General features: G+C 43.8%; 12 protein-coding genes and 2 tRNA genes. 8 read left to right on the forward strand and 6 right to left on the reverse strand.

Going from position 1 to position 14,231, the window contains the following annotated elements:
- The first annotated feature begins 15 nt into the window (after nucleotides 1-15).
- On the forward strand, nucleotides 16-1,236 hold the full coding sequence (locus tag ACTXGJ_RS08785) for an LD-carboxypeptidase (RefSeq protein ID WP_443565680.1): 1,221 nt from the start codon (nucleotides 16-18) through the stop codon (nucleotides 1,234-1,236).
- A 264-nt stretch (nucleotides 1,237-1,500) separates the two neighbouring features.
- The gene (locus ACTXGJ_RS08790) at nucleotides 1,501-1,851 is read left to right on the forward strand and encodes a hypothetical protein (protein ID WP_439243939.1); all 351 of its coding nucleotides are present in this window, start codon (nucleotides 1,501-1,503) and stop codon (nucleotides 1,849-1,851) included.
- Between the two features lie 192 nt (nucleotides 1,852-2,043).
- On the opposite strand, the gene ACTXGJ_RS08795 is transcribed toward ACTXGJ_RS08790, so the two are convergent.
- From ACTXGJ_RS08795 to ACTXGJ_RS08810, 4 genes are all read right to left on the reverse strand, one after another.
- Nucleotides 2,044-2,130, reverse strand: a tRNA-Leu gene (locus ACTXGJ_RS08795).
- A 161-nt stretch (nucleotides 2,131-2,291) separates the two neighbouring features.
- Nucleotides 2,292-2,365: transfer RNA gene (locus tag ACTXGJ_RS08800), tRNA-Cys, on the reverse strand.
- A gap of 137 nt (nucleotides 2,366-2,502) precedes the next feature.
- Entirely contained in the window at nucleotides 2,503-2,637 is a 135-nt protein-coding gene (locus ACTXGJ_RS08805; RefSeq protein ID WP_439243941.1) for a putative transporter small subunit, read from the reverse strand.
- A gap of 133 nt (nucleotides 2,638-2,770) precedes the next feature.
- Nucleotides 2,771-4,420, reverse strand: a complete 1,650-nt coding sequence (locus tag ACTXGJ_RS08810; protein ID WP_439244027.1) for a sodium:solute symporter family protein — start codon at nucleotides 4,418-4,420, stop codon at nucleotides 2,771-2,773.
- 418 nt (nucleotides 4,421-4,838) lie between these two features.
- Between ACTXGJ_RS08810 and folD the strand changes: the two genes are divergently transcribed.
- Both folD and ACTXGJ_RS08820 read left to right on the forward strand, forming a co-directional pair.
- Nucleotides 4,839-5,765, forward strand: a complete 927-nt coding sequence (gene folD / locus ACTXGJ_RS08815) for a bifunctional methylenetetrahydrofolate dehydrogenase/methenyltetrahydrofolate cyclohydrolase FolD (protein ID WP_439243943.1) — start codon at nucleotides 4,839-4,841, stop codon at nucleotides 5,763-5,765.
- The gene (locus ACTXGJ_RS08820) at nucleotides 5,765-6,424 is read left to right on the forward strand and encodes a phosphate-starvation-inducible protein PsiE (protein ID WP_439243945.1); all 660 of its coding nucleotides are present in this window, start codon (nucleotides 5,765-5,767) and stop codon (nucleotides 6,422-6,424) included. Before folD ends, ACTXGJ_RS08820 begins: the two co-directional genes overlap by 1 nt.
- A 121-nt stretch (nucleotides 6,425-6,545) precedes the next feature.
- Here ACTXGJ_RS08820 and corA read toward each other — a convergent pair whose 3' ends face one another.
- Together corA and ACTXGJ_RS08830 are read right to left on the reverse strand one after the other, a co-directional pair.
- Nucleotides 6,546-7,757 carry a magnesium/cobalt transporter CorA gene (gene corA, locus ACTXGJ_RS08825; RefSeq protein ID WP_439243947.1) on the reverse strand — a complete coding sequence of 404 codons (1,212 nt, stop codon included), beginning with the start codon at nucleotides 7,755-7,757 and terminating at the stop codon, nucleotides 6,546-6,548.
- A 178-nt stretch (nucleotides 7,758-7,935) separates the two neighbouring features.
- The gene (locus ACTXGJ_RS08830; RefSeq protein ID WP_439243948.1) at nucleotides 7,936-8,325 is read right to left on the reverse strand and encodes a DUF2237 family protein; all 390 of its coding nucleotides are present in this window, start codon (nucleotides 8,323-8,325) and stop codon (nucleotides 7,936-7,938) included.
- A 663-nt stretch (nucleotides 8,326-8,988) separates the two neighbouring features.
- On the opposite strand from ACTXGJ_RS08830, the gene ACTXGJ_RS08835 reads away from it, so the two are divergent.
- The 4 genes from ACTXGJ_RS08835 (at nucleotide 8,989) to rlmN (ending at nucleotide 14,101) form a co-directional block, all read left to right on the forward strand.
- On the forward strand, nucleotides 8,989-10,197 hold the full coding sequence (locus tag ACTXGJ_RS08835) for an ATP phosphoribosyltransferase regulatory subunit (protein ID WP_439244029.1): 1,209 nt from the start codon (nucleotides 8,989-8,991) through the stop codon (nucleotides 10,195-10,197).
- A 177-nt stretch (nucleotides 10,198-10,374) separates the two neighbouring features.
- Complete coding sequence (locus ACTXGJ_RS08840) at nucleotides 10,375-11,664, forward strand: adenylosuccinate synthase (protein ID WP_439243949.1); 1,290 nt, start codon at nucleotides 10,375-10,377, stop codon at nucleotides 11,662-11,664.
- A gap of 355 nt (nucleotides 11,665-12,019) precedes the next feature.
- Entirely contained in the window at nucleotides 12,020-12,451 is a 432-nt protein-coding gene (gene ndk / locus ACTXGJ_RS08845; protein ID WP_439243951.1) for a nucleoside-diphosphate kinase, read from the forward strand.
- 411 nt (nucleotides 12,452-12,862) lie between these two features.
- Nucleotides 12,863-14,101 (forward strand): dual-specificity RNA methyltransferase RlmN, encoded by a 1,239-nt coding sequence (gene rlmN, locus ACTXGJ_RS08850; protein ID WP_439243953.1) that lies wholly within the window; start codon nucleotides 12,863-12,865, stop codon nucleotides 14,099-14,101.
- Nucleotides 14,102-14,231 lie beyond the last annotated feature (130 nt).

The raw sequence follows: 14,231 nt of genomic DNA on the forward strand, positions 1-14,231 counted from the left end.
GTTTGCAGGATAGTGATGACTAAAATAGTATCTAAGATCAACCGTCGGCAGTTTTTGCGTCATATGGGCGTAGGGGTAAGTGCCAGTTTATTAGCGAGCCAAAGTGTGGTTAATGCTATGGCAAATGATGAGTTATTGACGGTTGATAGCCTTACCGCGCTCACAAAAGATGAGCTACCGACGGCGTTATCTGGGTCTGAGGCGCATTCTTGGCAGGTCGCTCAGATAAGCCAGTGTATTAAACCGACCATTGAAACGCGGTTATTTGCAAGCTCCAACGTCGGCAGTCGTGACGCTCGCAACCAGTTGGCGTTGCAGCGCGTGGCCTGTGCTGGCTTGCAAGTGCAAAACCCTGAGATCGTCAGCCGTCAGTATCTACGCTTCGCTGGCACTGATTCGCAGCGTGCCAGTGACTTGCAGAACATCGCGACTGGAGCGATTAGCGCACCCAATTTATTGCTTGGCGTGCGCGGTGGTTATGGCGCCTCTCGTCTATTACCGATGGTTGATTGGGCAACGCTAGGTCGTCTAATGCAGGAGCGCGGCACTATTTTGACCGGATTCAGTGACGTCACCGCTATTCAGTGTGCGCTGCTCGCCAAAAGTAACATGAGCTCGCTAGCTGGCCCTATGCTCTATAGCGAGTTTGGTAAAACCGCGCCTGATCGGATCAGTTGTCAGCAATTTGTAGAAGCTTTAACTAATCCTAAGCTCACTATCGAAGTCAATAACGCCGAGCTTACTAGCCCAAAGCTGCCGGCTATTTTGGCAACTAATGACAGCCGCTCAATAACAGGCACGATTTGGGGCGGCAATCTCAGTGTGGTATCGGCACTGACAGGAAGCGAGTATCTACCGCGTATCGATGGCGGTATTATATTCTTAGAAGATGTCGGCGAGCAGACTTATCGTATCGAGCGCATGCTATATGAACTATATCTAGCGGGCGTATTCAAAAACCAACAAGCTATTGTATTCGGTGCATTTTCTGGAACTGGCGAGGATAGCTACGATAAGCGTTATGATGTTGCTACTGTCGTTCGTCAGTTGCACAAATTGACAAGGCTACCTATTTATAGTGGTATGCGCTTTGGGCATATCGCGCAAAAAGCGAGCTTCCCATTAGGAGCGACTTGTGAGATTCAACCAAACACTAGCGGCGGTTATCAGCTGAGCTTTTCAGATTACCCCACTATTGGCACAAGGGCTCTTCATGTTCAAGGGCTGTGGGCTTGATTGCTAGCATCTAAGCAGTACATTAGTTTTAACTGGTAAAACCCTGCAAATACTTCCATACTCAACAAGTCTATAGTTCTCTGAAGCATATATAGTTGCATTTGTCACTTGCAGCGCCAAAACATTAGCAAACCGTTAATGAAAGCAAACAAAACCCTCCTACTAGTTAAAGTATTTATTATTAAAATTAAAAGTACATTCAACTTGATCTTGAATCTATGAGTATTGTTGATATCTTATCTTGCCTATAAAGAAGGTACCCTTATGAAAAATTTACTATTGGATCAATTATTTCAAAATAAGCTAAAGATGACCTTATTAGCAAGTGTTCTTGCCCTAAGTGGCTGCAGTACTGAAACAGAAGAAAGTACTGATACTAATCAGATAGAGTCTAGCGAAGTAACGCCTGTAAATGCAGAGTCTAGCGACATAACCGCTGGACAAACCGAAGAGGGTATGGAAGGTAACACAAACAATTCTACTGAGGATGCAGAAGATGAAGGAGGGACATCATATTATTCTAGTACAGAAGGTGGGCAAGAAGTTGATGATACGGTCTATATTAATGAGAACAATTCAAACCTAGATCAAACACCGGCAGATGGCGTTCAATAATTTTTTTATATAGAAACATTGAGTAAGGTGTTTAGTAAATATAACCGCTTATTCTATGCAAAGAGTCATCATTAAAAATTAAGTATACTTATTAGTGCATAGATTGAGGTAAATAAAGTAGGAAAGTACAGAATATTAACAACAAAAAAAACCGCAAATCGTCATGATTTGCGGTTTTTTCTACTACTATAATGGTACCCGGAGCCGGACTTGAACCGGCACGCTATTTCTAGCGAGGGATTTTAAATCCCTTGTGTCTACCAATTTCACCACCCGGGCAAAACTTATTTTATCTAATTGATCAACTAGCTGATAGACTGTCTAGTTACTAGATAAGTGCTCGCTATTATAAGCCGTTATCTCAATAATGCAAGTCAAAATTGAGATAATTTTTATATATAAAACTATCAATAAAAACTTGAATAGTTGAGCGATATAATTGGAGGCTGGAGTCGGAATCGAACCGGCGTCTACGGATTTGCAATCCGCTGCATAACCACTGTGCTATCCAGCCAAGGGTCACTATATTAGCAAAATTAATTCAAAATACAAGCTATTTTTTGGTTAAACTTTGCTTATTTATCGTCGGACTCCTACAAATATTAATTAATAGAGCTAATACAAGCAGTTAGCTTACTTTAATGGAGCAAGTTAGACGATATCTTTATTGTTGCGTTTGGCTTTTTGAATATCGCGATAGGTTGCGGTGCAAATCAAGACTAGCACCGCTAAAGTAATAGCAGGCCAGATCAAGATATACAGGCCGTAAATAAAAGTGTTATCCATATTGTCTCCTTTTTATGGCTGTTTAATAGGGTCTGAGCAATAGCCACTAAATAAGTACTTGTTAGCGGCTATAGGCTCACTACTGTATTTAGCAAAGGTTGGCTGACTTTCATCCGTGTCAACCAACTTTATCTTAACGCTTGGGAGTAGGAGTTACCTTAGCTTTTTTATCATAGTCGCCAACGCGTTGTTTGATTAAATCAAAATCAAAGCGCTCATTACCCATTAAGCTCACGAGTGTACAGACGATAGTACTAACACCATAAGCGGTTAAAGAGGCGACTAACACCATGTAATCGCGTAAGAAACCCGTTGCAAATATCAACATCAATATAAGCGTTATCACAGCCGCGCCCATACCCGCTTTACGTCCTAAGAAACCAAAGACCATAAGCCCAATAACCACAGCTGCGCCAACGCTCGCCATGACCTCAAAGAAGAGGGCAGTGATACCGGTAATCGGGATCAACTCAAAACGGGCGATACAGAAGAATATCAACGCGACAATGACCGCAGAGGTAAACGCAACATTGGTGACGCGGTTCCAAAACACACTAGCGATAACGGGGAAGACGACCGCGCCCCATAACGCGCCAACGAATACTAGCATCACTAAGATGTCGAGTTTGAAGCTGGCAAATATTAGACCAGCAGCAGTGGCGACGATCATCGTACCACGGCCCACAAGCATCATCGTTTTTGGTTTGACATTGCCTTTTTTGGCGATATTTTTGCCGTAGACATCCGCCATCATAATCGTCGATAGTGCGGACAAATCAGAATCCGCCGTCGAAGATAATGAGCCGATAACTAGAATAAAGAACAGCGCAATAAATATAGGATGTAAATAGGTGCTAACCATTTGTGGAATCAGGTTATTCATATCGCCATTTAGCGGCTCAATACCTATAGTCAGCGCCATCAGACCTATCATACCTAGACCGATAACGATGCCTGCGTAACCGACAGTAGCGGTGACAAAGGTAGCTTTAATTTTGTCTTGATCAATAGCAAACAGCCTTTGGGTAATCGTTTGATTACCAATCGCATAAGCTAGTACCGCGACAAAGAAAGGCGCTCCTTGCATTAAGAAGGCTTCTGATGAGAAGAAGTCTTGCTGCTCAAGAGTTAGATTAGATAATCCTTCTACCATGACGGTAGGACCGCCCATGGAGAATAGCACGGCAGGAATGATCACCACACCGATAGCCATTAAAGCCACCAGCTGAGCAAAATCGGTAAAGACTGAAGCTCTAAAGCCTGAAGTCAAAGTATAACTTAAGACGCCGATACCGGCGATGAGTACACCAGTCTGAAAGGATAAGGGTGATAATACTGACACTAGCGCACCAGCAGCAGTGAAGTTGACCATCAAGCTAATTAAGCTGCCCATAAGATTAGATATGGCTAAAATCAATTGGCTTGATGAGCCGTGGCGGGCGTGGATAAGCTCGCCTAAAGTATGACCGTTGGGGGCCAATTCGCGAAAGCGCATACCGAACGGGTAGATGAATAAAATCATCAATGCGCCCCAAAAGCCGTAATGAATCGGACCGGACACACCGTATTTATAACCGGAGGTAGCCGCTGCATAGAAGGAAGCCGCCCAAATCCAAGTAGCGGTCATACTAGCGGCGCCCATACCGAAGCCAACACCGTGTCCTGCGACCATAAAACCACTGGTCGATTCTTTGTCCTTTTTAATCAGTAAAGAGAGTAAGTAAGTACCCCCATAAAAAGCAACTAACAGTAAAATAACGGTTAGCGCCGAGAATTGAAACAGTGACTCGTTTTGCAAATTTGCACCTCACTATATCTATAATTAGGAATCAAAATAAAGCGAATACTAAAGTAAATCCCCTTAGTATTTAATTTTTGTGTCAATAACCTAACACAGATGTAACTTCAAATCTATTGACCGTCCAGTTAGCTTTAAGTTGTTTTTATTTACAAATACCTAATAATCTCCAGCCTAGATCTTACTGTAAGGTCTAATACAAGTGTTGTTACGTATATTATGAATAGCAACGAAATAAGTGATAAAAAAGATCTAATAAGCTTTGATATAAAGAACAACTAAGCTCAGGAAGAATGTTTTAATAGACGTAAGTGGGTAGGTTTTTACCGGTAACAGAGGTACAATATCACGCGTGAATTACACGGGTTTCCTTTCTGTTCATCGCCAAAATTTTGGAGTTATCATGTCAAGCGCGTCAAACACTACTGAACCATCAACTGAGCAAAAATCTGTCACGCTGTTAGATGGCAAAGCGCTCGCTAAACAGATAGAGCACTCACTGAGCCAGCGTGTGGCTACGCTTAAAGAGAAGACGGGACGTACCCCAAGCCTTGCGACGATATTGGTCGGTGCTGATCCTGCTTCTGCGACCTATGTGCGTATGAAAGGCAATGCTTGCAAGCGCGTCGGTATGGACTCTATTAAGGTCGAGTTGCCTTCTGAAACCACCACCGAGCAGCTCAAAGCAAAAATTGACGAGCTTAATAATAATCCAGATGTGCACGGCATTTTATTGCAGCACCCTGTGCCTGATCATATCGATGAGCGCGCTTGTTTTGAGCAAATTGACTTGGCAAAAGATGTCGATGGCGTCACTTGCTTAGGTTTTGGTCGTATGAGTATGGGAGAGTCAGCTTACGGCTCTTGTACGCCGCAGGGTATCATGCATCTGCTAGCGCACTACGATATCGAGCTATCGGGTAAGCAGGCGGTGGTAGTCGGGCGTAGTCCGATCTTAGGTAAGCCCATGGCGATGATGCTATTAAATGCCAACTGCACCGTGACGATCTGCCATTCAAGAACCGAAGATTTGCAAGCTCATGTTGAGCGTGCAGATATTATCGTTGGTGCTGTCGGCGTACCTGAGCTGATCAAAGCGGCTTGGGTTAAACCCGGCGCGGTAGTGGTGGATGCCGGCTTCCATCCTACAGATAACGGCGGCGTTGGTGATATTGAGATGAGCGGTGTGGCTGATATTGCTAGTGCTTATACCCCAGTGCCAGGCGGGGTCGGGCCGATGACTATCAATACCTTGATTCGCCAAACGGTTGAAGCCGCGGAAAAGTCAGCTAGATTAGATGCAGATCTAACAACTGGTGCGACAGGCTGATGACTACGTTATCAGATAAGTCATCGAAGTCTACAAACGAAACTAATAGTAATAAACCTGGTATTAATGAATCTGGCACCAGTGAAGCTAGCATACATAAAGTTGATAAAAGTAATAACGTCAAGCAAGATAGCATTGAGACGAGCCGTATTGACAGGGCGCAGCACTCCAAGAGCGAAGTCAGTATTTATGAGCGCTTACAATACCTCGGTCGCGACTTTGTCGATATTTGCCACTATGTAATTTTGTTTTTTATCAGCTTAGTGGTGGTGTGGACAGCGGGCAAAGAGTTTTTTTATATTTTCCAAAAAGGCTCAGCAGACTTAAAAGATATTTTATTACTGTTCATTTATCTTGAGTTGCTTGCGATGATCGGCATTTATTTTAAAACCCACCGTTTGCCCGTGCAGTTTTTGATATTCATTGCGATTACTGCTTTATCACGGCATTTAGTCGTCGATGTGCAGGCGGTATCAGAGTATTATCACCTCTGGCTATTAGCGACTATTTCGGTAGCGGTGATGATATTGAGCTTCTCTATTGTGATTCTGACTTGGACGGCAAAAATGTTCGGTCGTCCTGAAGACTATTACGACGATCACCAAAGCCCTAATACTGAGCACCATCTGCCCAGCTTTAATATCAGAAAACGCCGGTAGTAAGTTTGGTTGTGAGTCAGGTTCTTTTATCTGAAATAACTTCAAATAGATAAAAAAGAGCTCATTGATGAGCTCTTTTTTTTAGCTTAAAACGTTTTATTCATAATTAGGCTATTGCTAATTAGAGCCATTTCACTTTTTTAAACTTATAGTATAAGTAGCTACAAGTCGCAGCGATCAAAAATAAAATAACAAAATAAGAGTACTCCCAATGCAGCTCAGGCATAAAATCGAAGTTCATGCCATAGAGACCGGCGACAGCAGTCGGCACTGCCAATATACCTGCCCAAGCGGCAAGCTTACGTACCACCTCATTCTGCCCCATATTGACCATAGCCATATAAGTGTCCATAGCTAAGCTTAGCATCTCATTAAGACCGTTGACCGCATCTAATGAGCGCAGCAGATGGTCGTTTATATCGCGAAAATAAGGCTTAGCGGCATTAGGGAAAGCAGGCACTAAATCGCTTTTTTGATGATTAATAAAGAAGTTGCAGATATCTTGTACCGGCAGTATCACCGCGCGCATGTGTACCAGTTGTGACTTAATCTCATAGAGATTCTTTAGGGTGTCTTTATTGAATTCATAGGTAAAGATATTGCGCTCTTGCTCGCGTAAATAGCTACCCAGTCTATCGGTGATTGGTAGATAATTATCAACAATAAAATCAAGAACAGCATGCAAGATAAAGATAGGCCCCATTCTTAATTTTTCGGGGCGCAGATGACAATGTTCACGTACTGGTGCATAGGCGTTTGAGGGGCCAGTACGGATAGTGATCAGGTAGTTCTTACCCATAAATATTGCGGTCGTGCCATAGCGAATATAATTGTCTTCGAGCTTGGCAGTTCGAACGACTAAGAATATCGTATTGTTATTATAGGCTTCAACTTTGGCACGTTGATTATCAGCAAAAGCGTCTTCTATAGCCAGCTCATGCAGATCAAAAGCATTTTGTACTTCGGCGATGGTCTGTAAGCTTGGCTCATAAAGTCCTAGCCAAATAAATTGATTATTATTGGTCAAGGCTTTACTTACGTCGCTGAGCGCCAACTGGCTGATTTGTTTACCGGTCTTACGCGAGTAAGAGTAGCAGTTGACCACTTCAGCGTCGCTTGAGACGACGATATCCTCATAGCGTTCTGAGTCCGGGTCATAGACGGTCATGGTCTCAAGCGTATCTTCTGCCGTCGCGTCCGCATCACCATAAATATAACTATCGTAATCGACTAAGTTTAGCGGCGCCTCAACGCTGTTAGAGTAGATACGTTCGATATTGGAATCAGGGGCGATACGTATCGTCTGGGCTGACGGCTCATCATCACGGTGCATAGACGCTCTTCCTCGTCGTTAAAGCCTTAGTCGTTAAAGTTAAGTCTTTAAAATAAAACCTTTATTTATCTAAAGGTATCGCTATAACATAAGACCTGCCGCATTTTAGAAAGTGCTTGCTCTAAAAATAACGAGATGTCGAATATCACCTATCAAGTATTAAATATCAAGCGGCAGTTTATAAAGCATAACGCTTTAAGGTGTCAATATCGACGAGCGTCAGTAAGCTCTCATGGCAAGCTTCGAGCTTGATAGGCGGCGCTATGTCAAAGTCTAATGCTTCGACCCAGCGCAGCGCACAAATACACCAATAGTCACCGGGCTTTAGACCGGCAAAATTATACTCAGGTAAAGGCGTGATCAGATCATTACCGCGGCTAGACGAAAAGTTCAAAAATTCACTGGTCATTTTAGCGCAGACAGTATGTTGGCCAACGTCTTGGTTGCCAGTATGACAAAAACCGTTACGATAATACCCTGTGATAGGATCAAAGCAGCAGCTAGCAAGCGCGGTGCCTAGTACATTGGTTTGATTGATGTCGGGGTTTGGATGGTAATCTGTGGACATAAAAATTCCAAAAAAAATATGGGTTAGTGTAACACGGGTCTAGGGCGTAGGGATAAGTCAATAAACCAAAAACCGCTCTATTATTAGTGATTGATTATCGCGGTCTTACTACGCTATCAGCACACAACGGGTATCCGTCGCTATTCTCAACGGCTTATCTCTATATCAGTTAAAAAGTGATAGATGATTAAAGAGAATTGTGACTAGTCGAATCTCAACGGCTATGCTAAACTAAATCCTCAAGTGCTGTGAGCATTTCGCGTGAGTGTGTTCAAACGCTTTATGTTATATGTCTAATATAGTATGTCAAATGTTTGAAGAGCATAGCGATAGCTTTTATCATCCTCATCTATTCATTATCATAATTAAAAACGACTATACTTAAATCGGTCTAATATATAACGATCTAGATTTTAAATAACCTAAACTGAAAATGATTTGGTATTGAGATGACCTAGTTGCTTTATACGAATTGGGTCAGTGATAGTGCGTGCTAAAAATACAAACCGCTCATAAACTTATCATATCGCGTTTGCGTGATAAGCCAAACAAGGATTCATTGTGTCTGTCAGTTCTGATTCTACTAGCTTTGCTCACTCCTCTTCGGCGACTCAGCAGAGTACCCACACGGCACCTACAGGGGCTAGCAACGGCCTTTCTTACTTGAGTAATCATGCCGCCGAAGTGGCTAATAATTGGCTGCTACCTGATGGGGTTGGTGATGTGCTTTTTTCTGCTGCCCAAAAGCAGGAAGTCCTGCGTTATCAGCTCATCCAGCAGTTGATTACTCATGGTTATCAGCCAGTCAGCCCTCCGTTGATCGAATATACTGAGTCATTATTGAGTGAAGCCTCAGAAGATCTTAAGCGTCAAACGTTCAAGATTATCGATCAGCTGACGGGCCGATTGATGGGTCTGCGGGCCGATATCACGCCGCAAATTCTGCGTATTGACGCACATCATGGTAAGGGTATAGCGCGCTATTGTTATGTGGGCCATGTCATTCATACGCTACCGTCAGGATTATTTGGCTCACGCACACCGCTGCAATTGGGTGCTGAGATTTTTGGCTGTGATGATTTAAAGGCCGACATTGAGCTGATAGATGTATTATTTACTATGGTCAATGGCCTGAATCTAAAAGCGAGTCTTCATATCGACTTAGGTCACGTGGCGATATTCAAACGCTTAGCTGAGCTGGCACAGTTGTCTGCCAGTGACACCGATCAGCTGATGACGCTGTACGCCAATAAAAACCTACCAGAGCTTAAACGAATAAGTAAAGCCCTGCCGATGGGGAACGATTTTTATGCGTTGGCGCGTTTTGGTCATGATATGACCGGGTTGCTAACGAAGCTATCTGCTACTGCTAAGCAAGATAGCGAAATCGCGCAAGCAGTCGACGAATTACAGCGCTTGACCGTTCATCTGCAGCAGCAATGGCACTGTGAAGTGAGTATCGATGTCACTGAGCTATCAGGCTATCATTACCATACGGGTATTGTCTTCAACGGCTATATCAATAGTGAGACTCAGCCATTAGTACGCGGTGGACGCTTCGATGGGATGCAAAGTCAGGACAGTCAATTGACTGATGCTCAAGCGCCGCGAGCCGCGACTGGTTTTAGTATGGATGTTAGTCGATTACTGGCACATATTGAGCTTGAAGCGCCAGCGGTAGTCATTGTTGATTATACCGATATGACTGAGGCCGATAGTGCGTGCAAGCAAGCGTTACAGCAGCAAATCGAAAAATGGCGTCAGCAAGGGTACCGGGTAATAGTGCCCTTAAGCAAAGACGACTATCCAGCGGATGTCACCCATCGTTTAAGCCTAGTCGATGAGCACTGGCAATTAACTAATATCAATTAACTACTATATAGTACCAACATATATTGGTAGGGCAACGCATATAGTGGTAGGGCAACGCGCTCTAATCTTTATCTAAATATCTGATTTAATCCATAGCTAAGTCTGATGTTAAGCTTAGCTTTTTAATTTAATAGTCGTTTATTAACCTACTCAAATACATTACTGTAAGGATCTATCATGGGTAAGAATGTCGTAGTTTTAGGGAGCCAATGGGGCGATGAAGGTAAAGGCAAAATCGTCGACTTGCTTACCGAAAAAGCCTCAGCGGTGGCGCGTTTTCAAGGTGGTCACAACGCAGGGCATACGCTAGTCGTCGATGGCAAAACTACCGTACTGCATCTCATTCCTTCAGGTATTTTGCGTGACGATGTCACTTGCTTCATCGGTAACGGTGTGGTCTTGGCTCCTGACGCTCTGCTCAAAGAGATGAAAGAGCTAGAGGATAACGATGTGCCAGTACGCGAGCGCCTACGTATCTCACCGAATTGTCCGCTTATCATGCCGTATCATGTGGCGCTTGACCAAGCGCGTGAAGCCAAACGCGGCTCTGGTAAAATCGGTACTACTGGCCGCGGCATCGGTCCTGCATACGAGGACAAAGTCGCACGCCGAGCGATTAAGCTTGCTGACTTATTCCGCGATGACTTAGAAGAAAAACTACGTAATCTTATCGAATATCATAACTTCCAGTTGACGCAGTACTATAAAGTCGAAGCTATTGATTTTGATGAAACCTTTAAGCTGTGCCAAGAATGGCGCGAAGAGATCAAAGGTATGGTTACTGATGTGACCGAAGATCTTAACCAGCTGCGTCTAGCGGGCAAGAACTTAATGTTCGAGGGTGCCCAAGGCACTTTGCTTGATATCGATCACGGCACTTATCCATTTGTGACCAGCTCAAGCGTGACTGCAGGCGGCGTCTCCACCGGTACGGGTATCGGTCCATTATATTTGGACTATGTGTTGGGTATCACTAAAGCTTATACCACGCGTGTTGGTAGCGGTCCATTCCCAACCGAGCTATTCGATGATGTTGGGGCGCATTTGGCCAAAGTCGGCCATGAGTTTGGCGCGACCACTGGCCGTGCACGCCGTTGTGGTTGGTTTGATGCTGAGGCGCTACGCCGTGCAGTAGTACTGAACTCGCTGTCAGGCATTTGCTTGACTAAGCTTGATGTTTTAGATGGTTTAGAAGAGCTACTGATCGGTGTCGGCTATAACTTGCCTGAGACTGAATGTGCAGGCGCCCATGATGCCGAGTTCTATGAGTCGGTTACGCCTAAATATGAAACTCTACAAGGCTGGAGCGAGTCGACCGTAGGTATCACTAACTATGAGGATCTACCAGAAAATGCCAAGATATATATCAAACGCATCGAGCAGCTCATAAATTGCCCAGTCGATATCATCTCAACCGGCCCTGACCGCGAAGAGACTATTGTCCTACGTGATCCGTATGATGCTTAGTCTATAAAAATGCTAAATAGATAACGAAGTCCCAGTGTCTAAATCATACTAGACATTGGGATTTTTGTATTTAAAACCTGTCTATAGATGATAGGGAGTTCAACACGCTCTAGTCATAATCGCTGAATGACTATAACTAAAGATATTTACGGTTTAGTAAGACACAATCATAAATTAACCCTATCATTTGTAGTGTTAATCATTATAATAGGCAGCAATCTTCCACTGAGGACAATGCGCTCGCATTGATAACGCATCAGTCCATCGGTTTATTTAGCTGATTGAGTGTGATGATCACAGATAACTTACCCATTTATTTTTACGGCTAACTTAATCCATTTTATAGGAGCTTTTCATGGCTAACGAACGTACTCTATCTATTATCAAACCTGACGCAGTCGCTGGCAATCATATCGGCGCTATCTATGATCGCTTTGAGCAAGCTGGTCTAAAAATCGTTGCCGCTAAAATGATGCAACTTGATGACGAAAAAGCGGGCGGCTTTTACGCTGAACACGCTGAGCGTCCATTCTATAACGATCTAAAGTCATTCATGACCTCAGGCCCAGTATTAGTATCAGTACTAGAAGGCGAAAACGCTATCGCTAAGCATCGCGAAATCATGGGTGCTACTAACCCTAAAGAAGCGGCTGAAGGCACTATCCGTGCAGATTTTGCTAGCAGTATTGATGAAAACGCCGTTCATGGTTCAGATTCTGCGGAATCAGCTGAGCGCGAAATCAGCTACTTCTTCAATGATAATGAAGTTTGTGCTCGTACTCGTTAATACTACCTAAACGGCTTAGTATTTATCAGTATATAAGCGTTGCTATTAATCTTTGCTGTTGGGAGACTAGTAGTCAAAGACTCAAAATTAGACCTCAATAGCTTGATTATTATTAACGCAAAACGGCTTATACTCTATGGGGTGTAGGCCGTTTCTACTCTAGACTGATTAATATAAAGCTTCTTGTCTTATATTGAAATAGCCAGTAATTGCCCTAATATTCATTATTGCTTTATAATTGTGTTATTGCAGCTTAAAACATCTGGCTTTAAAAATATAAGGTTAATAGCGTTAGCAATCCTTTATCAGTATTGTTTATTGGTAGCATTCCATTGAACAGCGCTCATAACGGATTGCTCATGCTCCACAATATTGCCCAAGCTTTTTAGCTCAGGCAAAAAGGTATTTATTATGTCCATGGTACACACTTCCACGCCGTCAGCTGACACTCAGAGTAAGACTAACCTCTTAGGGCTGTCGCAAGATCAGCTTGCCAATTATTTTAAGAGTATCGGTGAGAAGCCTTTTCGCGCCACCCAAGTGATTAAGTGGATATATCAACACGGCGTCACCGATTTTGAGCAGATGACTAATTTGAGTAAGTCGCTGCGCGAGAAGTTAGCGCAGCATGCCTGCGTGACTGCGCCTAAGGTTATTCACCGTCAATATAGCGATGATGGCACCCGTAAATGGGTGTTTGAAGTCACCGGCGGCTCACTCGTTGAGACAGTGTTAATACCCGCTGATGATAGTAAAGTCGATGGACGTAAGACTTTGTGTATCTCATCACAAGTGGGCTGCGCGCTCGATTGCAGCTTTTGTAGTACCGGTAAGCAAGGCTTTGAGCGCGATTTAACTGCTGCTGAGATCTTGGGTCAGCTGTGGGTCGCTAATGCCTCTTATATGAGCGATGAGAATGACAGCTTAGAGCACGTTGATCCTAGCCTTTGGGAAAACAAAGTCACTAACGTGGTGATGATGGGCATGGGTGAGCCGTTACTCAATTATAAGCCTGTCGTCAGCGCTATGCAGCTGATGCTCAGCGATCATGCTTATGGTTTGTCGAAGCGCCGGGTGACGCTGTCTACCTCTGGTGTAGTACCTAAAATGTATCAGCTGGCACAGGATATCGATGTTGCTTTAGCCATCTCTTTACATGCGCCTAACGATGAGCTACGTAATGAGCTAGTACCTATCAATAAGAAGTATCCGCTAGCAGAGCTAATGGCCGCCGCTCGCAACTATGTGTTCGACGCCAATCCGCGCCACAAAAAACACGTCACTATCGAGTATGTGATGCTAGATGGTGTCAATGATAGCGATGTACATGCTCGGCAGCTAGTAGCGCTATTAGGGGATTTACCAAGCAAGATCAACTTAATACCCTTTAATCCGTTTCCGCATGCCGATTATGGTAAATCGAGTAATAACCGTATTCATGCTTTTAGTGATATTCTCAGCCAAGCGGGTTTTGTTTGTACGATTCGCCAAACTCGTGGTGATGATATCGATGCCGCTTGTGGTCAGCTAGTTGGGCAGGTCGCTGACCGTACGCGCCGTTCAGAGAAGTGGCAGCAAAGCATCAAAGACAGAAGCGCGCAAGCTGTTACTATTAAAGACAGCCGCTCGAAGCGCGATGCTAAGGCTTAGACAAACCTCAATATAGTGATAGGGCAATAACAGAGCAATGATAGTGCAATAAACCTTAACAAATAGTGTGAATGATTATTGAGTCGTTAAGGTAGATAAGAGGTAGACTAACGGTTTTTATCGGTATAAA

This window comes from Psychrobacter sp. 1Y11 (genome assembly GCF_052259045.1).
Classification (GTDB): domain Bacteria; phylum Pseudomonadota; class Gammaproteobacteria; order Pseudomonadales; family Moraxellaceae; genus Psychrobacter.